Source organism: Bordetella genomosp. 9 (genome assembly GCF_002261425.1).
Classification (GTDB): Bacteria; Pseudomonadota; Gammaproteobacteria; order Burkholderiales; family Burkholderiaceae_B; genus Bordetella_C.
The window spans coordinates 2,972,593-2,994,840 of the sequence record NZ_NEVJ01000003.1 but is presented as its reverse complement, the minus strand read 5'-3'; the positions used below and the strand labels follow the sequence as shown (position 1 = coordinate 2,994,840).

The 22,248-nt window shown below is 67.5% G+C and carries 21 protein-coding genes and 1 riboswitch; of the genes, 9 read left to right on the top strand and 12 right to left on the bottom strand.

Annotated features, from left to right (window positions below; translation table 11 throughout):
- Nucleotides 1–66: 66 nt before the first annotated feature.
- Nucleotides 67–759, top strand: a complete 693-nt coding sequence (locus tag CAL26_RS24635; RefSeq protein WP_094849287.1) for a GntR family transcriptional regulator — start codon at nt 67–69, stop codon at nt 757–759.
- Nucleotides 760–877: 118 nt separating this feature from the next.
- Here CAL26_RS24635 and CAL26_RS24630 read toward each other — a convergent pair whose 3' ends face one another.
- From CAL26_RS24630 to CAL26_RS24615, 4 genes are read right to left on the bottom strand one after another with little or no spacing between them, the layout of a single operon-like run.
- A complete protein-coding gene (locus tag CAL26_RS24630; protein ID WP_094849286.1) occupies nt 878–1,657 on the bottom strand; it encodes a LamB/YcsF family protein in 780 nt (259 codons plus the stop codon).
- Between the two features lie 12 nt (nt 1,658–1,669).
- The gene (locus CAL26_RS24625) at nt 1,670–2,707 is read right to left on the bottom strand and encodes a 5-oxoprolinase subunit C family protein (protein ID WP_094849285.1); all 1,038 of its coding nucleotides are present in this window, start codon (nt 2,705–2,707) and stop codon (nt 1,670–1,672) included.
- Nucleotides 2,708–2,738: 31 nt separating this feature from the next.
- Entirely contained in the window at nt 2,739–3,521 is a 783-nt protein-coding gene (pxpB, locus tag CAL26_RS24620; protein ID WP_256988581.1) for a 5-oxoprolinase subunit PxpB, read from the bottom strand.
- 13 nt (nt 3,522–3,534) lie between these two features.
- Nucleotides 3,535–3,966 carry a VOC family protein gene (locus CAL26_RS24615; protein ID WP_094849283.1) on the bottom strand — a complete coding sequence of 144 codons (432 nt, stop codon included), beginning with the start codon at nt 3,964–3,966 and terminating at the stop codon, nt 3,535–3,537.
- A 129-nt stretch (nt 3,967–4,095) separates the two neighbouring features.
- On the opposite strand from CAL26_RS24615, the gene CAL26_RS24610 reads away from it, so the two are divergent.
- Nucleotides 4,096–4,959: a LysR family transcriptional regulator gene (locus tag CAL26_RS24610; protein WP_094849282.1), complete on the top strand. Its 864-nt coding sequence runs from the start codon at nt 4,096–4,098 to the stop codon at nt 4,957–4,959.
- On the opposite strand, the gene serA is transcribed toward CAL26_RS24610, so the two are convergent.
- The 3 genes from serA to phoB all read right to left on the bottom strand — a co-directional run bounded on the left by serA (nt 4,956) and on the right by phoB (nt 8,348).
- Complete coding sequence (gene serA, locus CAL26_RS24605; RefSeq protein ID WP_094849281.1) at nt 4,956–6,155, bottom strand: phosphoglycerate dehydrogenase; 1,200 nt, start codon at nt 6,153–6,155, stop codon at nt 4,956–4,958. The genes CAL26_RS24610 and serA overlap by 4 nt on opposite strands.
- Nucleotides 6,156–6,333: 178 nt before the next feature.
- Nucleotides 6,334–7,638 (bottom strand): phosphate regulon sensor histidine kinase PhoR, encoded by a 1,305-nt coding sequence (phoR, locus tag CAL26_RS24600; protein ID WP_094849280.1) that lies wholly within the window; start codon nt 7,636–7,638, stop codon nt 6,334–6,336.
- Nucleotides 7,635–8,348 (bottom strand): phosphate regulon transcriptional regulator PhoB, encoded by a 714-nt coding sequence (phoB, locus tag CAL26_RS24595; RefSeq protein ID WP_086067177.1) that lies wholly within the window; start codon nt 8,346–8,348, stop codon nt 7,635–7,637. The genes phoR and phoB overlap by 4 nt, the downstream gene beginning before the upstream one ends.
- Nucleotides 8,349–8,553: 205 nt before the next feature.
- Between phoB and ubiE the strand changes: the two genes are divergently transcribed.
- The 6 genes from ubiE to rfaE2 all read left to right on the top strand — a co-directional run bounded on the left by ubiE (nt 8,554) and on the right by rfaE2 (nt 14,883).
- Nucleotides 8,554–9,342 (top strand): bifunctional demethylmenaquinone methyltransferase/2-methoxy-6-polyprenyl-1,4-benzoquinol methylase UbiE, encoded by a 789-nt coding sequence (ubiE, locus tag CAL26_RS24590; RefSeq protein ID WP_094849279.1) that lies wholly within the window; start codon nt 8,554–8,556, stop codon nt 9,340–9,342.
- Nucleotides 9,343–9,578: 236 nt separating this feature from the next.
- Nucleotides 9,579–10,592 carry a Tim44 domain-containing protein gene (locus CAL26_RS24585; protein WP_094849278.1) on the top strand — a complete coding sequence of 338 codons (1,014 nt, stop codon included), beginning with the start codon at nt 9,579–9,581 and terminating at the stop codon, nt 10,590–10,592.
- 324 nt (nt 10,593–10,916) lie between these two features.
- On the top strand, nt 10,917–11,624 hold the full coding sequence (locus CAL26_RS24580; protein ID WP_094849277.1) for a ubiquinone biosynthesis accessory factor UbiJ: 708 nt from the start codon (nt 10,917–10,919) through the stop codon (nt 11,622–11,624).
- Between the two features lie 3 nt (nt 11,625–11,627).
- Nucleotides 11,628–13,184, top strand: coding sequence for a ubiquinone biosynthesis regulatory protein kinase UbiB (ubiB, locus tag CAL26_RS24575; RefSeq protein WP_094849276.1), 1,557 nt, complete (start codon nt 11,628–11,630; stop codon nt 13,182–13,184).
- Nucleotides 13,185–13,415: 231 nt separating this feature from the next.
- The gene (locus CAL26_RS24570; protein WP_256988580.1) at nt 13,416–14,327 is read left to right on the top strand and encodes a ferritin-like domain-containing protein; all 912 of its coding nucleotides are present in this window, start codon (nt 13,416–13,418) and stop codon (nt 14,325–14,327) included.
- 70 nt (nt 14,328–14,397) lie between these two features.
- Entirely contained in the window at nt 14,398–14,883 is a 486-nt protein-coding gene (rfaE2, locus tag CAL26_RS24565; RefSeq protein WP_094849275.1) for a D-glycero-beta-D-manno-heptose 1-phosphate adenylyltransferase, read from the top strand.
- A gap of 43 nt (nt 14,884–14,926) precedes the next feature.
- On the opposite strand, the gene CAL26_RS24560 is transcribed toward rfaE2, so the two are convergent.
- Genes CAL26_RS24560 through CAL26_RS24550 form a run of 3 tightly spaced genes read right to left on the bottom strand, consistent with a single transcriptional unit; the run spans nt 14,927 to nt 17,259 of the window.
- Entirely contained in the window at nt 14,927–15,607 is a 681-nt protein-coding gene (locus CAL26_RS24560) for a protein-L-isoaspartate O-methyltransferase family protein (protein ID WP_094849274.1), read from the bottom strand.
- 57 nt (nt 15,608–15,664) lie between these two features.
- Complete coding sequence (gene thiD / locus CAL26_RS24555; protein WP_094849273.1) at nt 15,665–16,474, bottom strand: bifunctional hydroxymethylpyrimidine kinase/phosphomethylpyrimidine kinase; 810 nt, start codon at nt 16,472–16,474, stop codon at nt 15,665–15,667.
- Nucleotides 16,471–17,259, bottom strand: coding sequence for a thiazole synthase (locus tag CAL26_RS24550; protein WP_094849272.1), 789 nt, complete (start codon nt 17,257–17,259; stop codon nt 16,471–16,473). Before CAL26_RS24550 ends, thiD begins: the two co-directional genes overlap by 4 nt.
- Before the next feature lie 327 nt (nt 17,260–17,586).
- Here CAL26_RS24550 and CAL26_RS24545 point away from each other — a divergent pair, with 327 nt between their 5' ends.
- Entirely contained in the window at nt 17,587–18,933 is a 1,347-nt protein-coding gene (locus CAL26_RS24545) for an XAC2610-related protein (protein WP_143277494.1), read from the top strand.
- Nucleotides 18,934–19,023: 90 nt separating this feature from the next.
- Here the strand turns inward: CAL26_RS24545 and CAL26_RS24540 are convergent, their stop codons facing one another.
- Together CAL26_RS24540 and CAL26_RS24535 are read right to left on the bottom strand one after the other, a co-directional pair.
- Nucleotides 19,024–19,905 (bottom strand): cobalamin-binding protein, encoded by an 882-nt coding sequence (locus CAL26_RS24540; RefSeq protein ID WP_094849270.1) that lies wholly within the window; start codon nt 19,903–19,905, stop codon nt 19,024–19,026.
- Between the two features lie 7 nt (nt 19,906–19,912).
- Entirely contained in the window at nt 19,913–21,856 is a 1,944-nt protein-coding gene (locus CAL26_RS24535) for a TonB-dependent receptor domain-containing protein (RefSeq protein WP_094849269.1), read from the bottom strand.
- Nucleotides 21,857–21,959: 103 nt separating this feature from the next.
- Nucleotides 21,960–22,191, bottom strand: a riboswitch (cobalamin riboswitch).
- Nucleotides 22,192–22,248: the final 57 nt, after the last annotated feature.

Sequence of the window (22,248 nt, the reverse complement as noted above, 5' to 3'; positions counted from 1 at the left end):
GTCCGGTTGTATCATTGTGTTATGCGCCACAAGCGTGCAACATGATCGCCCTTCAGGAAACAGCGAATGGAAATCAAGGCGCCTGCCACCATCCCGTACATGCTGTACGAGCAACTCCGTCAGATGATCATCGACGGGACCCTGGCGCCGGGACAACCGCTGCGCGAACAGGAGCTCGAACGGCGTTTCGGCACCAGCCGCAGTCCCATACGCGAAGCGCTGCGGCTGCTGGAACTGAGCGGTCTTGCCACCCATGCGCAGCGGCGCGGTTTCCGGGTGGTGCTGTACACCGAACGCGAGATCCGCCAGCTGTATCTGCTGCGGGCCGAACTGGAGGCCTACGCGATCAATGGCCTGGCCGACCAGCAGGATCTCGAACCGCTGCTGGCGCGCCTGCGCGATGCGCACGAAAGGCTGCGCCGCTGCGATCCGGGCCGCGCCGTGCTCAGTTATCTGTCGACGGTGCGCGGCGCCTTCCTGGCCATCGTCGATGCCATCTGCAACCAGCCGGTGAGCGAGGCCGTGCATCGCCTGAACGAGCGCTGCGAGCCGCTGCGCTACAACCTGTACCGCCGGGGGTTCTACGACGTCGGCGCGTCGGCCTGTTATCTCGGCCGCGTGGTCGATGCCCTGGCGCGGCGGGACTTCGGCGCCGCCGCCGAAGTGCGGCGCGAATGCGCCGAATGGATATTGCCGCTGGTGCTGCGCGCCTATGCGGAGGAAGTCGAAACGCGCGGCACGGCCGACGCGTCCGCCTGATCAAGTAAGGGGCAGGACATGCCTCGCGCGGCCGGCTGATGTGTGGCCGGCTAGGCGCGGCCGGCTAGGCGCGGCCGGCTTAGGCGCGGCCGGCTCAGGCGCGGTCAGGCCGGGTGGCTCAGGCGGTGGCGCCCGACGCGGCCACCGTCTTCACGACGACGCCGGCGGTCTCGAGCGCGCGACGGATGCCGCTGGCGAACACCACCGCGTTCGGCTGGTCGCCGTGTATGCACAGCGTATCCGCGCGCACCGGCACGTCCTTGCCATTGACGGAGCGCACCTTGCCATCCCGCACCATGCGCAGCACCTGCTCGATCGCCTTGTCGACGTCGGTGATCATGGCCCCGGGATGGCTGCGCGGCGTCAGCGAACCGTCGTCCTGGTAGGAACGGTCGGCGAACACCTCCTGCGCCACGGGAACGCCCAGCGCTTCGGCCGCGCGGATGTGTTCGCTGCCGGCCAGGCCATACAGCACCAGGTTCTTGTCCACGTCGCGCATCGCGCGGCACAGGGCTTCGGACAGCGCACGATCCTTGGCCGCCATGTTGTACAGCGCCCCGTGCACCTTCACATGGTGCAGTTGCGCGCCCTGGGACGCCGCCACGCCGGCCAGCGCGCCGATCTGGTAGACCATGAAGTCGTAGGCCTCGGCCGGGCTCACCTGCATGACGCGGCGTCCGAAGCCGGCCAGGTCGGGCAGGCTGGGATGGGCGCCCAACGCCACGCCGCGCGCCAGCGCCGCCGCCACCGTGCGCCGCATGGTGCCCGGATCGCCGCCGTGGAAGCCACAGGCGATATTGGCCGACGACACGTACTCCAGCACGTCTTCGTCGTTGCCCATTTTCCAGGCGCCATAGCTTTCGCCCATGTCGCAGTTCAGATCGATGGATAAACCCATGGCCATGCTCCGTCAGTTCAATTCGGCTGTGTGGCGCGCGTAGAGCGCGCGCAGAGGCGCCAGCGCCGTGGCCAGGCGATCGAAGGCGGTTTCCCGCTCGCCGTCCAGCCGCTGCGCGTCCTCCAGGGTGATCATTGCAAACCGTATGGTGCTACCCGGGGCCGTCTGTGCCAAGAGCGGGAGATCGATGCTGGCGACCTGGGCGATCTTCGGGTAGCCGCCGGTGGTCTGGCGGTCCGCCATCAATACGATGGGCGCGCCGTCGGCGGGCACCTGCACGGTGCCGAAACAGGTGGCTTCCGACAGCATCTGGCGGGGCGCGGTCATGGCCAGGGCAGGGCCGCTGAGCCGGTATCCCATGCGCTCGGACTGCGGCGTCACCAGGAAGGCGTCGCCGGCGAAGGCGTCGCGCGCGGCGGCCGTGAAGTCCGCCCATTGGCGTCCGGGCATCGCGCGCACGCTGCCGCGGGATTGCGCGGCCAGCGTCGACGGCAGGTACACGCGCGTGTCCCACAGCGCGTCTTCAAGCGCGTCCAGGTGGCCGGTCTTCAGGCATGCGCGCAGCGCGACCGTATCGCCCCTGGCCAGCGCGCGGCCCTGATAGCCGCCGAAACCGCTGCGCAGGTAGGCGCTTTCGCTGCCCATCACGCGTGGCAGGTCGAAGCCGCCGTGGACCGCCAGGTAGGCGCGCAGGCCCGGCGCGGCGCCCGCCGGCAGCGCGTCGCCGGCGCTCGTTTCGAAAGACAGGATATCGCCGGCGCGGGCGAGCAGGGGCCGGTTCGTCGGCAGGGGCTTGCCGTTCAACGCCGCGCCCAGCGACGCGCCGCCCAGCGCGAAACAGGCGGCGCGGTCGAAGCGCAGCGTCGGCCCGCGCAGGGTGATTTCCAGCGAGGCCGTGCGCGCGGGGTCGTTGCCGGCCAGCAGGCTGGCCAGCCGATGGGCGCGCGGATCCATGGCGCCCGCCGCGGGTATGCCTTGATGCTGGTAGCCCAGGCGCCCCAGGTCCTGGAACGAGGACAGCAGGCCCGGTTTCAGTACGGACACGGTCACCGCCCGGGCTCCTGTCGCGGCGCGGCCATGATCATGATTGCTCCGCTTGCATGCGCGCGAAGGTGGCGGCGTCGATGGGCACGAAATGGACGCGATCGCCCGGCTGCAATAGCGAAGCGGGCTCGCGCGCCGGATCGAACAGCTTCAAGGGGGTGGCGCCGATGATGTTCCAGCCGCCGGGCAGCCGGCTGGGATAGATGACGGTCTGCCGGTTCGCGATGGCCACCGATCCCTGCGGCACGGCGGTGCGCGGCGACGCGCGGCGGGGCAGGTCCAGCCGGGCGTCGTGGACGCCGATGTACGGGTGGCCGGGCGCGAAGCCCAGCATGAACACCATGCTGCCCGGGCGCGTATGCAGGGCGACGACTTTTTCCGGCGTCATCCCGGCGGCGCGGGCGACGTCCTGCAGGTCGGGGCCATGTTCGCCGCCGTAGCAGACGGGGATATCGACGTCGCGCGCGGCGCTGTCGTCTTCGGGAATGCCTTGCGAGAGCAATTGCTCGATCGCCCCGGCCAGCGAACTGAAGGTGGGGCCGCCCTGGACGGGGCTGCCCTGCGTGGGACCGCCCTGGGTGAACCCACCCTGGCCGACGCCGGCATGCGCCGGCAGCGGCGCATAGTGCACCGCCACCGCCGCGAACGACGGCACGACGTCGGTGACGCCGGGCAAGGCGGCATCGCGCAGCAACCGCGCCACAGCCAGGCAGCGGCGTCCGATCGACGCATCGATGGCGTCGCCCAGGACGATCAACAGGCAGCGATCGCCCTGCGCATGGATGCGCCAGGGCGCCGGGTGATCGGGCGCTGCGTCCACGTGCCGCCGCGCCTTACTTGGCGAACAGCGAATCCATGTTCTTGAAGGCCTTGAACTCCAGGGCATTGCCCGACGGGTCCATGAAGAACATCGTGGCCTGTTCGCCGACTTCGCCCTTGAAACGGATATAGGGCTCGATCACGAACTTGGTGCCGGCGGCGGTCAGCTTGTCCGCCATGGCCTGCCATTGCTCCATGGACAGCACGGCGCCGAAGTGGCGCACCGGCACGTCGTGGTCATCCACCGAGCTGGTCTGCTTGTGGCCGCATTCGTCCGGCGCCAGGTGGGCGACGACCTGGTGGCCGTAGAAATTGAAGTCCACCCATTCCGGCGCGCTGCGCCCTTCCGAACAGCCCAGCAGCTCGCCGTAGAAGCGGCGCGCTTCGGCGATGTCCCGAACCGGGAAAGCCAGATGGAAAGGGGGCATGGCTGCTTGGGCACTCATACGGATCACTCCAGGAATCGGAAAAACGAAAACGCTAGTGTATGAATTGTTTTTTTGATTGAAAAACGATATTTTTTGGGACTTAGCATCAATTTTATAAATGCTGCCGTAACGTGCTGCCTACTCGTCATGCTCACTGAATTCCAAACCTTCGTCGCCGTGGCCCGCGACGGTACCTTTACCGGGGCGGGGCGCAAGCTCGGCCTGACGCAGTCGGCGGTCAGCGCGCAGATCCGCCGGCTGGAGGAATTCCTGGGCGTGTCGCTGTTCGATCGCACCGCGCGGTCGGCCCAGCTGAACGACGCCGGCCGCGAAATACTGGCGCAGGCCGAGGAAATACTGGGCTTGGTGAACCGCATGGTGGCGCAGGCGGGCGGCGGGCACGTCACCGGATCCCTGCGGGTGGCCGCCATCGCCTCGGTGCAGCAGGACCTGCTGGTGCGCGCCCTGGGCCTGTTTCGAGCCGATTTCCCCGACGTCAGCGTGCGCATCGTGCCGGGTGTCTCGCTGTCCCTGCTGGGACAGGTGGATGCCGCGGAAGTCGATCTGGCGGTGCTGATCCGCCCGCCCTTCAACCTGCCGCACGAGCTGGCGTGGCATCCCCTGATGAGCGAACCCATGGTGCTGGCGGTGCCGGATTCCCTGCCGGACATCCCATGGCGCGAGGCCCTGGCCAGCCAACCTTTCATCCGCTATGACCGGACGTCTTTCGGCGGCCGGCTCGTCGATGCCTTTCTGCGGCGCCATCGCCTGACGGTGCATGAAGCCGTGGAGCTGGACGAGATCGACGCCATCGCGAATCTGGTCCGCGCCGGCCTGGGCGTGGCGGTGATGCCGCGCACGCGCCAGATGGACGCCACGGGCCTGCGGCTGCTGGACCTGGGCGCGGCGGGCTTCGACCGGGAGATCGGTATCGTCATCCGCCGTTCCGCCGATGCGAACGGCGTCGCCGCCCGCATGGTGGCCTGCCTTAAGGCGGCCTTGTCCGCCTAGATGCGCTGGCAGCGTATCGTCACGGGGTGGCCGCACAGGGTCTGCATGATGTCGTCGCTGACGACACCGTCCACGTCCGTCACCACATAGCCGATATCGCCGCGGGTCTGCAGGTTCTGGCTGACGATGTTCAGCCCATGCTGCGCCAGCAGGTTGTCCAGCGTGCCGAGCGCCCCGGGCACGTTGCGATGGATGTGCAGGATGCGCGCGCTGCCGGTCCGTTCGGTGAAGGGCAGTTCCGGGAAATTGACCGCCCACTTCGTCGTGCCGGCCTGCAGGTAGCGCACCAGTTTTTCCGCCACTTCGCGGCCGATGTTTTCCTGGGATTCCTGCGTGCTGCCGGCGATGTGCGGGGTCAGGATCACGTTGGGCAAGCCGATCAGCGGATTGGCCAGCGGTTCGTCCACGCTCTTGGGCTCGACCGGGAAGACGTCCAGCGCGGCGCCCGCCAGGTGCTGCGAGGCCAGGGCGCCATGCAGCGCGTCGATGTCCACCACCGTCCCGCGCGACGCGTTGATCAGTATCGCGCCGCGCTTCATCTGCGCCAGCGTCTCGGCGTTCATGATGTTTTCCGTGCTGCGGCCGCCCGGGACGTGCAGCGTGACCACGTCGCTCTGCGCGAGCAATTCGCCCAGGGTGGTGACCGCATGCGCATTGCCCAGCGGCAGCTTGGCTTCCACGTCGTGATAGACGACGCGCATGCCGACGCTTTCGGCCAGCGTGCCCACCTGCGAACCGATGTTGCCGTAGCCGATCACGCCCAGCGTCTTGCCGCGCGCCTCGAAGGCGCCGGACGCCGTCTTGTCCCAGTGGCCCTGGTGCACGCGGGCGTTTTTTTCCGGGATCCGGCGCAGCAGCATGATGGCTTCCGCCAGCACCAGTTCGGCCACCGAACGCGTATTGGAAAACGGCGCATTGAACACGGGTATGCCGTGGTTCATGGCGCTTTCCGTGTCCACCTGGTTGGTGCCGATGCAGAAGCAGCCCACCACCCGCAGATCGCGCAGCTGTTCGAACAGGGCGGCGTCCAGATGGGTGCGCGAGCGGATGCCCACGACTTCGGCGCCTTCCAGCGCGGCGCGCAATTCGGCCGGCGGCAGGGACGACGCGTACGTCTGTATATCGGTGTAGCCCGCGTCGCGGAAAACCGCGACGCCGCTGGGATGGATATTTTCGAACAGGACGATACGCGTCATGCTGCAGGCTCCCTGCTTGAGTTGCTCGATGTGCCCGATCCGGGATCGCCTGGCCGGACGGGCCGTGCGATCCCCGTGGGGCGAGACGGAGATGAAAATCTCGCAACCATCATGCCAGGGAGCGGCGCCGACCTCCGGGTAAACCCCACCCGCGTCAGGGCGAATCGGGGCGCGGCGCTCAGGCGTCGCTGTCGACCACGCGGTCCGGCGGGAAGATCAGCGAAAACGTGCTGCCCTTGCCGACTTCGCTGGCGATGCTCAGTTCGGCATCGTGGCGCATGGCGATGTGCTTGGTGATCGCCAGGCCCAGGCCGGTGCCGCCCACCGCGCGCGAACGGCCGCGATCCACGCGGTAGAAGCGTTCGGTCAGCCGCGGAATGTGGCGCGCGGCGATGCCGATGCCGGTGTCCTGCACGCTGTAGCGCGCGCCGCCTTCCGGCAGGCGCTCCCAGCGTACGGTGATCGTGCCGGCCTCCGGCGTATACCGCACGGCGTTGGTCAGCAGATTGGAGATCGCCGAAGACAGCTCGCTTTCGGCGCCCAGCAGGTCCACGCCTTCGTCCAGCTGCCAGGTCAGCGCATGCCGTCCGGCCGACAGCGCCTCGGTCTGCTGGCGCGCCGTCTGCAGCAGCGTCGTCATGCGCACGCGATGCGGTTCGGCGTTGGGCGAGGATTCCAGCGTCGACAGCGTGAGCAGGTCGGCGACGATGGCCTGCATGCGTTGCGCCTGCTCGTGCATCATCGTCAGGTATTGCTCGCGCTGGTCGCGGCTCAGGGCCTCGTCCGGCATCTCGCGCATGGTTTCCAGGAAACCCGCCAGTACCGTCAGCGGCGTGCGCAGTTCGTGCGAGACGTTGGCGACGAAATCGCGCCGCGTGGTTTCCAGCTTTTCGATCTGGGTGACGTCGCGGGTGATCAGCAGCCGCTGATCGCGCGCGTAGGCCGTCAGCTGCATCATCAGCAGGCGCTCCTGGCTGCCCACGGCCATGCGCACCAGGATGGGCTCGGGCCAGTCATCCTGGCGGCTGTATTCGATGAACTCGGGCGCGCGCACCAGATTCAGCAGGTTGCTGCCGCGATCGGCCGGCAGCCGCAGCCCGAGGTGCTGGCGCGCCACGCGGTTGCACCAGTCGATCTGCAGATCCTGGTTCAGCGTGACGGCGCCATCGGGCAGCGCCTGGGCCGCCGCCAGCATGCCCTGCATGGCGTCGCGGCTTTCCATCAACTGGCGCGCCTGGCCGCGCAGGTAGCGGTACAGCGGGGCCAGGATGTCGTCCCAGGGACCCACGGCGGCGGGCGGCGCCGATTCGGGGTTGCGCGCCCATAGCGATACGCGCTGCAGGCGCGCGCTGCGGGCCAGCAGCGTGACCGCCAGTCCGGCGCACATCAACGCCCAGCCCAAGGGATTGCCCAACAGCCATTGGGCCAGTACCGCCAGGATCGCCCAGGCGGCGATCACCAATATCGTGCGCAACAAAATCATTGTGCGGTGGTTTTACCGGCCGGCAGCTGCGCTGTAAAGCGGTAGCCGCTGCCGCGCACGGTTTCCACATGCATATCGTGGCCGGTGGGCTCCAGCGCCTTGCGCAGGCGGCGGATATGGACGTCGACGGTGCGCTCTTCCACGAAGACGTGGTCGCCCCACACCTGGTCCAGCAGCTGCGAACGGGAAAACACCCGCTCGGGATGAGTCATGAAGAAATGCAGCAGGCGAAACTCGGTCGGGCCGATCTGCAGGGGATGGCCGGCGCCGTTCAGGCGATGGGTGACCGGATCCAGCTTCAGGCCGGCCACGTCGATGACGTCGTCTGTCAGCTGCGGCGCGCGCCGGCGCAGCACGGCCTTGATGCGCGCCATCAGTTCTTTCGGCGAAAAGGGCTTGGTGATGTAGTCGTCCGCGCCCGCTTCCAGGCCGTCCACCTTGTCCTGTTCCGAGCCCTTGGCCGTCAGCATGATGACGGGCACCGTGCGGGTGCGCTCTTCCGCGCGCAGCTTGCGCGCCAGCGACAGGCCGGAGGTACCGGGCAGCATCCAGTCCAGCAGGATCAGGTCGGGCAGTTCCGCGCGTATCAGCGTCTGCGCCTGGTCGGCGTCGAAGGCCCGCAGCACTTTGTGGCCAGCGAACGACAGATTGACGGCGATCAGTTCCTGGATGGCGGGTTCGTCTTCGACAACTAGTATGGTGCTGGACATGGTGATTGCGACGTAGCGTGGCGGGCTCGGGTTGAGCGGGGGGCAGCGAACGTTGCGATAGTATGGCCGTAATATTTCAGGTATGTGACGCGCGCCATCCGCCGGCCCGGCCGGCGTGTCCGCTTTGGCCGCATCCGCCGATTGCCCCGGCCCCGACCGGCGATCCCCAATCGGCTACCATAACTGGTTGTTTCGGGAATCCACTATGCAAAACCCCCATTCCGCGCCGGGCGAGGCCACCTCGGGGTCCGCCTCGTCGCAGGGCACCACCCATTTCGGTTTCAAGACAGTCCAGGAAACGGAAAAGGCGGGCAAGGTCGCCGAAGTCTTCCATTCCGTGGCGTCGCGCTACGACGTCATGAACGACCTGATGTCGGCGGGGCTGCACCGCGTGTGGAAGGCCTTTACCATCGGCCGCGCCGCCGTGCGCCCCGGCATGAAGGTGCTGGACATCGCCGGCGGCACGGGCGATCTGGCGCGCGCCTTCGCCCGCCGCGCCGGCCCGGAAGGCCAGGTGTGGCTGACCGATATCAACGGCTCCATGCTGCGGGTCGGCCGCGACCGCCTCGCGGATGACGGCCTGCTGCTGCCCTTGGCCGTCTGCGACGCCGAGCGCCTGCCGTTTCCCTCGGCGTATTTCGACCGCGTCAGCGTCGCCTTCGGCCTGCGCAATATGACCCACAAGGACCGCGCCCTGGCTGAAATGGCGCGCGTGCTCAAGCCGGGCGGCAAGCTGCTGGTGCTGGAGTTCTCGCGGGTGGCCAAGCCGCTGGCGCCGGTCTATGACTGGTATTCCTTCAACGTGCTGCCCTGGCTGGGCCGCAAGGTCGCCAACGACGAAGCCAGCTACCGCTACCTGGCCGAATCCATACGCATGCATCCGGACCAGGAAACGCTGGCGGGCATGCTGCGCACCGCAGGCCTGGAGCGGGTGCAGTATTTCAATCTGAGCGCCGGCGTCGTCGCGCTGCACGAGGGCGTGCGCCTGGCCTGAGCGGCCCCGGCGCCGCTCGCTTGTTACTCAGGCAAAAGTCGGATATCCTGTAGTTGTTCAGGTTTCTGTAAGAAAGCCCGATCCCCAAGCTTTTCGGGGAATTCGCCGGTGATTTGTCCGGCGGTTCGCCGACAGCCTGGCGGTCATCCCCCGGTCTTTCCGGCCCCGCTTCCAGCGCGGGCCGCGCCGCGGGCAGGGCGACGCGGAAACCGCCATAGACATTACAGGAGCACACCATGTCAGGCTGTTCTTACCGCCGATTCCTGGCCGCGGCGCTCATCGCCGTGACCGGTACGGCCATGATCGCCGCTTCCTTCGACGCCGAAGCCCGCCGCGCGGGCGGCGGCGCCAGCGTCGGACGCCAATCCCCCAACGTGACCATGCAGCGCCAGGCCACCACGCCGCCTGCGTCCGGCGCCAATTCCGCGGCGTCCGCCGCGGCGCCGGCAGCGGGCGCCGCGACGGCGGGTGCCGCCGCTGGCGCGGCCAGCCGCAGCGGCGCCTCGCGCTGGCTGGGGCCCATCGCCGGCATCGCCGCCGGCCTGGGCCTGGCGGCGTTGCTGTCGCACATGGGCCTGTCGGGCGCGTTCGCCGAAATGCTGTCCAGCCTGTTGCTGATCGGCCTGGTGGTCTTCGCGGTGCTGTTCATCATCCGCCGCCTGCGCGGCGCCGGCCCGCGGCCGGCCATGCAGGGCGCCTACGGCGGCATGGCGCGCCAGGGTGATACCGCGGCCACGCAGGCGCCGGCCTGGCGCCAGGCCTTGCCGGCCGCCGGCGCGGCTGGCGCCGCCAGCACGCCCGCGCCCCAGCCCGTCGCCGCGGCGCCCGCCGCCGTGCCGCGCGCCGACGCGGACGGCAACTGGTTCGTGCCGGGCGATTTCGACACCCAGGGTTTCCTGAAGCAGGCCAAGGAACAGTTCGTTCGCATCCAGGGCGTATGGGACAGCGGCGACACCGACCGCCTGCGCGAGTACCTGACCGACGACCTGATCGTCGAACTCAAGCCGCAATTGCTGGAACGCCAGGGCGCCGCCAACCAGACCGAAGTGGTGCTGCTCAACGCCGAGCTGCTGGGCATCGAAGCCGTATCGGATGGCCATCTTGCCAGCGTGCGCTTCTCCGGCATGCTGCGCGAAGAACCCGGCGCCGAAGCCTTCCGCTTCGAAGAAGTGTGGAACCTCTTTAAACCGACGCAGGGCGGATGGTTGCTGGCCGGTATCCAGCAGATTCCTGTCCAGTACGCCAGCTGATCCGGTTTTTCCCGTGCTTCCGCGGTTCGCCTTGCTCGGGCAACCGCCCTCACGCCGGCTCCATTGGGGCCGGCTTTTTTTCGCCGCCGGGCCGCCCCAAGGCGAAAAAGCCCCCTCGGGGGGCAGCGAGCCGGTTTACCGGCGCAGCGTGGGGGTTTTATGCGCCGCCGGGCCGCCCCAAGGCGAAAAGGCCCCCTCGGGGGGCAGCGAGCCGGTTTACCGGCGCAGCGTGGGGGTATTTTCTCGCCCTACTGAGTGGCGCTGGCTGCCGGTTAAACTTGTGGTCTGATCACCCATGGCGCGCTGGCGCCACGTCGTATATTCATGCTGCCTATCCCTGCCTTGCCCGACCCCGGTCGCCCGGCCGTCAGCGCGCTGAACGCTCTGCTACGGCGGGAAGACTGGGCGCGCGCGCGCCTGGCCCGCCACGCCGGCAAGACGGTACGCCTGGCCGTGGGCGCCTTCAAGCTTTCCCTGACGATCGATAGCGAAGGCCATGCGGATCTGGCCGACCCGGCGGTGGTTCCGGACGTCACCCTGACGGCGGATCCCGCGCGGTTCAGTTTCGCGCGCCTGTTTCAGCCCGATGCCGCCGATGCCAGCCCCGGTGACGCCGCCGCGGCCGCCCGCGCACGCGCCGATGCCGTCGCCGACATGATGCATATCTCCGGCGACGCGGGCCTGGCGCAGGTAGTGGCCGAACTGGCCGCGCAGTTGCGCTGGGACGTGGAAGACGACCTGGCCCGCTGGTTCGGCGATATCCCGGCTGGGCGCATGGTCGCCGGCGCGCGCGCGCTGTCCGCCGGGCTGCGCGGCGCTGCGACGCGGCTGCGCAACAACCTGGTGGAGTACCTGGGGCACGAACAGCCCGTGCTGACGCCGCGCCCGCTGCTGCAGGCCTTGCCGGCCGATATCGGCCGGGCGACCGCGGCGCTGGACGCCGTCCAGGCGCGCGTTGCCGCATTGCAGGCCCGCCTGGGCAAGATCGAGGACAGACACCATGCCGCGGTCCAGCGTCAAGGCGGCGCCTGAACGATGCTGACCATCCTTCGCTTTATCCGCATCGTTGTCGTGGCCATGCGCTACGGCCTGGATGACCTGGTGCTGTCCAGCCTGAACCACCCGCTGGCGACGCTGTTGTTGCGCATCACGCGCTTCGGCCGGCGCAAGCCGACCGCGCCGCGCGGCGTCCGGCTGCGCCGCGCGCTGGAATCGCTGGGGCCCATCTTCGTCAAGTTCGGCCAGGTGCTGTCGACGCGGCGCGACCTGATTCCCGCAGACATCGCGGCGGAACTCGCGCTCCTGCAGGACCGCGTTCCGCCGTTCCCGTCGGAACAGGCGGCGCAGTGCATACAGGCCGCGCTGGGCGCGCCGCCGGCCACGCTGTTCAAGCATTTCGAAGTCGATCCGGTGGCCTCGGCTTCCATCGCGCAGGTGCACTTCGCGGTGCTGCACGATGGCCGCGAAGTCGCGGTCAAGGTGCTGCGTCCCGGCATGCTCGACATCATCGAAAAAGACCTGACGCTGCTGCGCACCCTGGCGTCGGTCATCGAGCGCCTGGGCCCGGACGGCCGCCGGCTCAAGCCGCGCGAGGTCGTGGCGGAGTTCGACAAGTATCTGCACGATGAACTGGACCTGGTGCGCGAGGCGTCGAACTGCAGCCAGCTGCGGCGCAACTTCGGCCCGGAAAGCGGCCGCGGCAGCATGCTGATCGTGCCGGAGGTGATCTGGGAATTCACCGCCAACACGGTCTTCACCATGGAGCGCATGTACGGCATTCCGGTGGGCCAGATCGAACGCCTGCGCGACGCCGGCATCGACATCCAGAAGCTGGCGCGCACCGGCGTGGAGATCTTCTTCACGCAGGTTTTCAGCGACGGGTTTTTCCACGCCGACATGCATCCCGGCAACATCTACGTGTCGGATCGGGCCGATACGCTGGGCCACTATATCGCGCTGGATTTCGGCATCGTCGGTTCCCTGTCCGAGTTCGACAAGAACTACCTGGCGCAGAATTTCCTGGCCTTTTTCCGTCGCGATTACCGGCGCGTCGCCCAGTTGCACATCGAATCCGGCTGGGTGCCGTCCGACACGCGCGAAGAAGAGCTGGAAGGCGCCGTGCGCGCGGTATGCGAACCTTATTTCGACCGGCCGCTCTCCGAGATCTCGCTGGGCCAGGTGTTGCTGCGCCTGTTCCAGACGTCGCGGCGCTTCAATGTGGAGATCCAGCCGCAACTGGTCCTGCTGCAGAAGACGCTGCTGAACGTGGAAGGGCTGGGCCGCGAACTGGATCCGGACCTGGATCTATGGAAGACCGCCAAACCGTACCTGGAGCGCTGGATGCGCGAACGGATCGGCATGGCCGGGCTGAAAAAACAGATGGAGAAGGAAGCCGCGCAATGGTCGCAGATCCTGCCGGCCATTCCACGGCTGGTGCATGACCGCCTGAACCGGCCCAATGTGGAGCCGGCCGTGCTGCTGGAGCTGGCCCAGCTGCGCAAGGCGCAACAGCATACGAACCGGCTGCTGTCGGTCGTCGCGGCCGTGCTGGCTGTCGGGGTGGCCCTGATCATCTGGCTGTCCACGCGCTGAGCGCGCCTCCATGTGGGGTGCGCGTCATGGTTCTGCCATGAATCTGTCATCACGCCTTCGCATGCAACGGCGATAAAGGAAACCCGCGTATGGGCTTTCGCGCCGTCGCCTTGTGCACGTCCTAGTCTCGCGTGCGCATGCCAAATCTAAAAACGGGGCGCGCTCGTGCCGCCAGCCTAAATCTGGCGGCACGAGCGCGGGGGATACTTAAATTAATTTCGGACCAAGACCATGCTTTATCCGCAACTTTTCAAATCCATGGAAGCCGTGCGCTGGAATATGTCTACCGACATTCCGTGGGATGACTTCGATGGCGCCAAGCTGTCCGATGAGCAGGCGCGGACGATCAAAATGAACGCCATCACGGAATGGGCGGCCCTGCCGGCCACGGAAATGTTCCTGCGCGACAATCACGGCGACAGCGATTTTTCCGCTTTCATGTCGGTGTGGTTTTTCGAGGAACAGAAGCATTCCCTGGTATTGATCGAATACCTGCGCCGCTTCCGTCCCGACCTGATGCCGACCGAGGAAGAGCTGCACAAGGTGCGCTTCGAATTCGATCCGGCGCCGCCGCTGGAAACCCTGATGCTGCACTTCTGCGGCGAAATACGCCTGAACCACTGGTACCGCTGCGCCGCCAGCTGGCACACCGAACCCGTCATCCAGGCCATCTACAAGACCATCTCGCAGGACGAGGCGCGCCATGCCGGCGCCTACCTGCAGTACATGCGCCGCGCGTTGTTCGAACGTGGCGCGACGACGCAGGCGCAGGCGCGGCTGGCCTTTTCCAAGATCGGCATGCTGATGGCGTCTGCCAGCCGCACGTCGCAGGCCATGCACCCGACCAACCTGCACGTGAACAAGGGCCTGTTCCCCAACGATACGGTGCAATCGCGCCTGCCCGAACCGGGCTGGCTGGAGCGCTGGCTGGATACGCAGATCCGCTTCGACGGCGTGTGGGAAAAGAAGGTCGGCGACCGCATCCTGCATATCCTTTCCAGGCTGCTGGACCGCAGCTTCGAATCGGTGAAGGATCTGAACCGCTATCGCAAGGAAGTCGTGGCGCTGGTGGAGCGGGGCGGCGATGCGGTGATGGACCGTGCTGCCGACGCGCGCGGCATGTCCTCGCTGGTACTCGGCTGAGGACGGCCGCCGCCGGCTGCGCCGTCGGGTGGGTGACGACCGGCGGCGCCGACCGATCTAAAATGCGGGCATGACAGCCCGCTTCGAATCGAAAATCCTGACCCCTCGGCAATGCCTGGACGCGCTTGCCGACGGCCGCCTGCCGCGCCCGCTGGTGTTCACCAACGGCGTGTTCGACATCCTGCATCGCGGCCACGTCACCTATCTGGACGAAAGCGCCCAGCTGGGCGCGTCCCTGATCGTGGCGGTGAATACGGATGCATCGGCGCGCCGCCTGGCCAAGGGGCCCGAGCGGCCGCTGAACAGCCAGGACGATCGCGCCGCCTTGCTGGCGGCGCTGGCCTGCGTGGACGCGGTCACGTGCTTTGACGAAGACACGCCCGTGGCGCTGATCGCGCAGCTGCGGCCCGACATCATCGTCAAGGGCGGCGACTACGATATGGAGACGCTGCCGGAAACCGCGCTGGTCCGGAGCTGGGGCGGCCGCGCGGTGGCGGTGCCCTTCGAATTCCAGCGATCGACCACGTCGCTAGTGCGCAAGATACAGGGCGCTTAGCAGGCCGCCTGGAGGGGCGCCTGGGGGGCGCCCGCAAGGCCGCTTAGAACTTGAACTGCGACACGGTCGCGCCGCGCAGCGGCTTGATGACCGTTTCGAACAGGTTCACCGTTTCGAAGCTGGCGGCCGTCGTGCGCGTGATGCGACAGGCGGTCATGACCGGGGCCGTGCCGACCACCACCACCAGGCGGCCGCCGATGCGCAACTGGTATTTCAGCCCGTCCGGCACCACCGGAACCGAGCCTGTCAGCAGGATGGCGTCGTATTCGGTCGTTCCCCAGCCGTTGCGCCCGTCGCCGGTTTCGATCTTGACGTTGGCGATGTTGTTCAACTGCAGGTTCTGCTGGGCGAAGGCCGCCAGGCGGCTGTCGATTTCGACCGTGGTCACCTGCTGCGCCAGTTCGGCCAGCAGGGCCGCCTGGTAGCCCGAGCCCGTACCGATTTCCAGCACCGCATCGGTGGGCGCCAGCAGCAGCTCCTGGGCCAGGCGCGCTTCGACCTTGGGCGCCAGCATGCTTTCACGGGTGTCCACCGCGTTGATCTGCAGGGGAATTTCAAGGTCCGAGAACGCCAGCGATCGCAGGGCGGGCGGCACGAACAGCTCGCGGCGCACCTTGAACAGGGCGTCCAGCACGGTTTCGTCCAGCACGTCCCAGGGACGGATCTGCTGTTCCACCATATTGAAGCGGGCTTTTTCGACGTCGGGCAGAGTGGAAGCGTTCATGACAGCGGGAATGAAGAGTTCGGAGGCTGGGCAATTGTACCGATTTGCGTCGCCGGCCTACCACCACGCATGGAAATGATGGACCGGGCCGTGGCCCTTGCCCACGTCCAGGCGATCGGCGTGGCGGATGGCTTCGGTCAGATACGCCTTGGCGCGGCGGGCGGCTTCCGGCACGTCGCCGGTCTGCGGAATCAGCGCCGCCAGGGCGGCGGACAGCGTGCACCCGGTGCCGTGGGTGTTGCGGGTGGCGATGCGGCCGCCGGGCAGTTCGAGCATGCGGTCGCCGTCGTGCAGCAGGTCGATGGTTTCCTCGCCGGGCAGGTGCCCGCCCTTGAGCATGACCCAGCGCTGGCCGTCGTAGGCCATCCTGTTGCGCAGGCGCTCGGCGACGCGGCGCATTTCCTTGACGGTTTCCACCGGGCGTTCGTCCAGCAGCACGCCGGCTTCGGGCAGGTTGGGCGTCAGCACCGTCGCCTGGGGCAACAGAGCTTCGCGCAGCGTGCCCACCGCCGCCTTTTCGAGCAGCAGGTCGCCGCTCTTGGCGACCATGACAGGGTCCAGGATCACGTGCGGCGGATGCCAGCGGGCCAGTTTCTCCGCCACCACCTGGATGACGGCCTGCTGGCCAAGCATGCCGATCTTGACCGCATCGATGCGGACGTCCGCGAACAGCGTGTCGATCTGCCGCCCCACGAAGGCCGGCGGGACCGGCGCGACTTCGCTCACGCCTTCGGTGTTCTGCGCCGTCAGTGCGGCGATCACCGCGCAGCCGTAGGCGCCCAGCGCGCTCATGGCCTTGACGTCGGCCAGCACGCCCGCGCCGCCGGAAGGATCGACGCCGGCGATGGAGAGCGCGTTGGGGATCATTTCAGCAGGCCTTCCGTCGGCGAAGACGGCGCGGCGCTGTAGAGCTTGCGCGGCACGCGTCCGGCCAGGAAGGCTTCGCGGCCGGCTTCCACGGCTTTCTTCATGGCGCTGGCCATCAGAATGGGATCCTGGGCGCCGGCGATGGCGGTGTTCATCAGCACGCCGTGGCAACCCAGCTCCATGGCGATGGCGGCGTCCGATGCTGTGCCGACGCCGGCGTCGACCAGCACCGGCACGCGGGCCTGGTCCAGGATCAGGCGCAGGTTCCACGGGTTCAGGATGCCCATGCCGGAGCCGATCAGCGACGCCAGCGGCATGACGGCGACGGCGCCCAGATCTTCCAGCATGCGGGCCTGGATGGGATCGTCGGTGCAGTAGACCATGACCTTGAAGCCATCCTTGACCAGGGCTTCCGTGGCCTTCAGCGTTTCCGGCATGTTGGGGAAAAGGGTGTGCGGATCGCCCAGCACTTCCAGCTTGACCAGGTCGTGGCCGTCCAGCAGTTCACGCGCCAGGCGCAGCGTGCGCACGGCTTCATCCGCCGTGTAGCAGCCGGCGGTGTTGGGCAGGTAGGTGAAGCGCGACGGCGGCACGAAATCCAGCAGGCTGGGCTCGTTGGCGTTCTGGCCCAGGTTCACGCGGCGGATGGCCACCGTGACGATGTCGCAGCCGCTGGCGTCCAGCGCCTGGCGGGTCTGCTCGAAATCCTTGTACTTGCCCGTGCCGACGAGCAGGCGGGACCGGAAGGTGCGGCCGGCGACAGTGAAGGTGTCTTGTGATGGCATGGCGGATGAGGAAAAACTGCCGGTCGCCCGGATGGCGCGGCATACACCGCCATGATAAAGCAGCTCAGTCCGTGGCTACGGGCGGTGAGACACGCAGCCAAAATACGAGACAGTTGGGAGGCTCGGGGTACCGGCAGGCCAAGGAAGCCCGTGGCGCAGGTGTTGGCCGACCAACCGGACGCGGCAACCTGTGTGTGGGCGCAGTCCGCAGCAACGCTGACAATTTGTCGAACTCTCAACAGTGGCGGCGTGATATATCCGCATGCTCAACCACAAAGATAAGTCACCATGAGCAGCCCGATTTTTCGCCGCCGTTCCAGGCGGGACTTGGCTCCAATACGCCGCGCGGGCCGTTGCGCCCAGCTGGTGCTGTTGGCCGCCGCCATGCTGGCACTGCCGGCCGCGCATGCACAGGCCCAGGGCGCGGCGGCTCACGCCTATGTGCCGGCTCCAGCCTCGCCCACCGGTCCGACCACGGCGCCGGCTGCTGCTCCTCCCGTCGTTCCGGCCGCGACGACGACCATGCCCACATCGCCGGCTGTCGAATTCCCTGCCTGGTCGGCGTCTTATCAGGGCGCGATCTCCGGTCGCGAGATCCGCGTCGAATTCAAGCGTGTCGCCGATCACGTGTCCGGCAACTACTGCTACGAGCCTTGCGATTCGAACAAGATATTGAAGCTGCGGCTCGATGGCAGCTGGCAAGCCAATGGCGTGGGCATGCAGGAATACGACCAGACCGCCGCCGGCAAGGACGAGCCCGTGACCGGGCGTTGGGAGATGCGTCCCGATGGCGCCGGCTGGACGGGAACCTGGGCCAGCCCCGATGGCAAGCGCAGTCTGCCCTTAACCTTGGGCCCCGCGCCGGGCGCGCATGCCTTCCCTTATGAAATCCGCCTGGCCGCGGACCGCATGCCCGACTCTGGCGGCGGCTGCGCCACCGACGTGCCGCATGTGACCCAGGTCCGCTTGTACAAGGACGGCAGGCTGGTGCAGGCGCTGCCCACCGATTCGGTTGGCACGTGCCGCATCTTCGTGCCGGAAACCCCGGACATCAATTTCGATGGCTGGCCGGATCTGACGCTGGCCCAGTTCCTGCCCGCCGGTCCCAATATTCCCACTAGCGCATGGATCTACGAGCCCGCGACGGGCAAGTTCGACGACGTCAGCGCCACCATGGAAAACATGACGTCGCCGAACTTCGATGCCGCCAACAAACTGGTGTGGGATTTTCAACGCGACGGTTGCTGCGATCACTATGTGACCATCGCGAAATGGAAGGGCAAGGAACTGGTCCAGGTGGAGCAGGGCGAGAGCTTTTTCCAGCCTGTGCGGACCAACGGCAAGATCCGTTATTGCTACGTGATGCCGACCTATCGCAATGGTCACGTCGAATATCCGGACGTCACCTGGAACGCGGGTGACCGGTTGCTGCCGCGCAACCCGTCTGAATGCGAGGCCGATCCGCCCGAATCCTGGGAACGTGTGCATATGGAGGTCTACCTGCGCGATACCCGCAACGGAGACATATCCCACGAGTATTCCGAGAAAGTGCAGATGGAGACCGTCGAGATCAAGGGCAAGCGCATGGAATGCCCCTACGTCCCGCTGTTGGACAACGGCCGTGTCGCCGCCGTCACGCTCAAGGATCCGGACTACTGCACGGCGTCGAAGTAAGGCTGGGGCCGGCCGGGTGGCCGAAGGTGAGGGCCCACGCAAGGATCGCGGGGCACCACAGCCAACGGTGACCGTCCCTGGCCGGAGCGGTCAATGCCGCGCCCGATCCAGGGCCGCGCACAGCGTTTCCGCAGCCTCGATCAGGCGCGGGCCCGGGCGATACAGCACGTCCGCGTCGATACCGACGACATTGCCCGACAGCGCCGCCGGCAGCCCCAGCGCGCGCCAGGCCTGCTCGGTGGCCGCCAGGCTGGCCGCGTCGGCCATGCCGGTCACCACCACGTCGGGGCGCGCCGCCAGCACGGCTTCGCGGGTGACCTGCGGCGCAGTGACGGGCGCGTTGGCGAACACATTCAGGCCGCCGCAGACGCGCAGGGCGTCGCTGACGATGCTGCTGTCGTTCAGGGTGTAGACAGGATCGCGGCCGGCCTGGATGAAGACCCGGACCGGCGGGCGCCCGGCATAGCGCGCGGCCAGCGCGTCGATGCGCGCCTGCAGGGCCGCGGCGGCGGGGGCGGCGACCGCCTGCGTGCCGAAGAGCACGCCCATGCGTTCGACGGCGCGCGGGATGTCGCGCAGCGTGCGCGGGTCGCTGTAGTACACCGGGACGTCCAGCGCGCGCAGGACAGGCAGCAGGGGCGCCGCGCCGCCCGGCAGCCAGCCCAGCACCAGATCGGGCCGCAGCGCCGCCACCCGTTCGGCATCGGGCGCCAGGCCGTCGCCGACGGAAGCCAGCGCGCGGGCCTGCGGCGGATAGTCGCTGCCACGCGCCACGCCGACCAGCCTGTCGCCGGCGCCCGCCGCGTAGGCCAGCTCGGTGGCGTGCGGCGCCAGCGAGATGGCGCGCCGGGCCGGATGCGGCAGATCGACGGCACGGCCGTCATCGTCCTTGAGCGCGATGGGGCCGGCCGTGGCAACCGCGCATGCCAGTAGCAGGGCGGCGATCGCGATCACGCGGCCGTGCGCACGCATCGCCGTCCTACATCCGCCAGGTCAGGTTCACGAAGGCGTTCGAACCCGGCGTGTTGTAGCCCTTGACCAAGGTGTACTCCTTGTCGAACACATTGTTCCAGCGTACCTGGACCTGCAGGTTGCGCGTCAGGTCGTAGGAGGCCAACAGGTTGTACAGCGTATAGCCGCCCAGGCGATCGCCGGTCAGCGCATCGATGCGATCGCCGCTGGCATACATTTCCGCGCCCAGCAGGAAGTCGCCGAAGCGATGGTCCGCCGACACGCGCAACACCTTGCGCGCGCGCTGCGGCAGGCGGGTGTCCTCATCCGTATTGCGCGGGTCGCTCAGGTCCACGCTGGCGCGCAGGCGGGTGGCGCCGAACTTCTTCATGCCGGTCAGGCTGACGCCTTCCAGCAGGGCGTGCGACACGTTGAAAGGCTGGAACACGCTGAAGGGATCGTTCGGGTCGATGGCCTGGTTGATGATCAGGTTCTTGACCTTGTTGTGATAGTAGGTCGCGCCCAGTTCGCTATCGTCGTCACGGTAACGCAGGCTGGCCTCGATATTGCGCGAGGTCTCCGGCTTCAGGTCCGGATTGCCGACGAAGCCGCCGTCGTTGGGCCAGTAGAGTTCGTTGAAGTTCGGCGCGCGAAAGCCGGTGTTGGCGCCTACCGTGGCGCGGATCCGGTTGGTGATGTCGTAGCCGTAGGTCAGGCCGCCGGTGGTGCGGTTGCCGAACTGCGAATTGTCGTCATTGCGCAGGCTGGCCTGCAGGTGATGCGCGCCGAAATCGCCCAGGTAGACGCCGGTGAACGAATTCACGTGCCGGCGGGTTTCCGCATAGTCGCCGAAGGTGACCGGAAAGTTGTTGAAGTTGCCGATGTCGCCTTCGACACGCTGCTCCAGGTGCTCGTAGGCCAGGGTCAGCTTCTGGTCCTTCGTCAGCTGCAGGTCGTTCTGCCACAGGTACTGATTCTGCCGCGTGCGGAAGGTGCTCTTGCCGTCGGGCGTATTGAACGGATTTTCGTCGCCGGGGACGTTTTCGTTGCGGTTGCGGTCCAGCGTGCTGCCGACGCGCAGGGTGCTGGTCCAGATGTCCGTCAGGCGGTTGGTGCTGGTCAGCGAATAGCCCTGCAGGTCCTGGATCGAGCGGTCGTTGAAATACGGCGTGCCGTTGTCGTAGCCGCCGTTCACGTGGGTCTGGTAGAACTGCGCGGTCAGCGTCTGGCCGCGCATCCATTCATAGCCCAGCGAGCCGGCCACGTTGTTCTCGTAGTAGCTGTCCCGGTCCGGGTTGTGCAGGAAGTTCTTGTCGTTGGTCGCGTCGAAGCCGCGGCTCTGCTGGTAGCTGCTGGACAGGCTGTAGGTCCAGCCCTGGGCCGCGCCGGACAGCCCGGCGCTGTAGCTGCTCGTGCCATAGGTGCCGCCGCCCACCGATGCATAGGCCGACAGCGGACGATCCGCTTCGCGCTTGGTGATGATGTTGATCACCCCGCCCAGCGCGTCGGCGCCGTACAGGCTGCTGGCCGCGCCGCGCACGATTTCCACGCGGTCTATGCTGTTGGTCGGAATGGCGTTCAGCGCCGCCAGGCCGTTGGTGGCGTTGTTCACGCGCTGGCCGTCGACCAGCACCAGCGTCTGGTTGCTGTTGGCGCCGCGCATGAACAGGCTGGTGACCGTCTGCGGGCCGCCATTGTTGGCGTACTCGATGCCATGGGTGCGCGACAGGACTTCGGCCAGGCTGCTCTGTCCGGCGCTTTCCAGGGTGGCACGGTCGATGACGCTGACGTCGCCCAGCACGTCTTTCAACGGCTCGGGCGACCGCGTGGCGGTGACGACCACGGTGTCGAGCTGGGCGACGGGCGGCTGGGCAGCCGGATTCTGTTGAGCAGCGGCCCACATCGGGGCCAACCCCATGGGGGCCAGACAGGCGAGCAGCCCGGCGCTGCGCCGGGTAAAGAGGGGCTTCATAGCGAGACCTGGTGATGACGCGCGACCCCGCACGTCGTTCAAGGAAGCGGAAGACGGCTGGCGGCCGGCGCCGCAGGCACGGCAAGGCTGGCGTCACTTGTCGTCTTCCCCGGACGAACCGGCCGGTATCGGGCTGTCCCACCCGGTTCCAGGCGCCGTGGCGCGGCCTGGAATAATGGGGCGGGATGACCGTTGCGGGGGCAGCACAGGCCTGGCGCCGTCGCGGGCCGTCTCATGGACGGTCCGGCGGCGCGTTCCTGTTTCCCGTTTACCTTTCACCACGCGGCGCGCTTGCGCGCGTTTGCGTTGAAAGCACCGGTTCGAGGGCCCGGAATGTATCACGGCCCCAGGATTTCGCGGGCTTTGTTACCATTCCAGGTTGCTTCTTTGCA

Bases quoted from the DNA above. Each gene is read 5' to 3' on its own strand.
- phoR (WP_094849280.1), bottom strand. From the start codon at position 7,638: ATGATTTTGTTGCGCACGATATTGGTGATCGCCGCCTGGGCGATCCTG.
- CAL26_RS24560 (WP_094849274.1), bottom strand. From the start codon at position 15,607: ATGAACGCTTCCACTCTGCCCGACGTCGAAAAAGCCCGCTTCAATATG.
- CAL26_RS24570 (WP_256988580.1), top strand. From the start codon at position 13,416: ATGCTTTATCCGCAACTTTTCAAATCCATGGAAGCCGTGCGCTGGAAT.
- CAL26_RS24610 (WP_094849282.1), top strand. From the start codon at position 4,096: ATGCTCACTGAATTCCAAACCTTCGTCGCCGTGGCCCGCGACGGTACC.
- CAL26_RS24630 (WP_094849286.1), bottom strand. From the start codon at position 1,657: ATGGGTTTATCCATCGATCTGAACTGCGACATGGGCGAAAGCTATGGC.
- phoB (WP_086067177.1), bottom strand. From the start codon at position 8,348: ATGTCCAGCACCATACTAGTTGTCGAAGACGAACCCGCCATCCAGGAA.
- serA (WP_094849281.1), bottom strand. From the start codon at position 6,155: ATGACGCGTATCGTCCTGTTCGAAAATATCCATCCCAGCGGCGTCGCG.
- CAL26_RS24580 (WP_094849277.1), top strand. From the start codon at position 10,917: ATGCTGCCTATCCCTGCCTTGCCCGACCCCGGTCGCCCGGCCGTCAGC.
- CAL26_RS24585 (WP_094849278.1), top strand. From the start codon at position 9,579: ATGTCAGGCTGTTCTTACCGCCGATTCCTGGCCGCGGCGCTCATCGCC.
- CAL26_RS24615 (WP_094849283.1), bottom strand. From the start codon at position 3,966: ATGAGTGCCCAAGCAGCCATGCCCCCTTTCCATCTGGCTTTCCCGGTT.
- CAL26_RS24540 (WP_094849270.1), bottom strand. From the start codon at position 19,905: ATGCGTGCGCACGGCCGCGTGATCGCGATCGCCGCCCTGCTACTGGCA.
- CAL26_RS24535 (WP_094849269.1), bottom strand. From the start codon at position 21,856: ATGAAGCCCCTCTTTACCCGGCGCAGCGCCGGGCTGCTCGCCTGTCTG.
- ubiB (WP_094849276.1), top strand. From the start codon at position 11,628: ATGCTGACCATCCTTCGCTTTATCCGCATCGTTGTCGTGGCCATGCGC.
- rfaE2 (WP_094849275.1), top strand. From the start codon at position 14,398: ATGACAGCCCGCTTCGAATCGAAAATCCTGACCCCTCGGCAATGCCTG.
- thiD (WP_094849273.1), bottom strand. From the start codon at position 16,474: ATGATCCCCAACGCGCTCTCCATCGCCGGCGTCGATCCTTCCGGCGGC.
- ubiE (WP_094849279.1), top strand. From the start codon at position 8,554: ATGCAAAACCCCCATTCCGCGCCGGGCGAGGCCACCTCGGGGTCCGCC.
- CAL26_RS24550 (WP_094849272.1), bottom strand. From the start codon at position 17,259: ATGCCATCACAAGACACCTTCACTGTCGCCGGCCGCACCTTCCGGTCC.
- CAL26_RS24635 (WP_094849287.1), top strand. From the start codon at position 67: ATGGAAATCAAGGCGCCTGCCACCATCCCGTACATGCTGTACGAGCAA.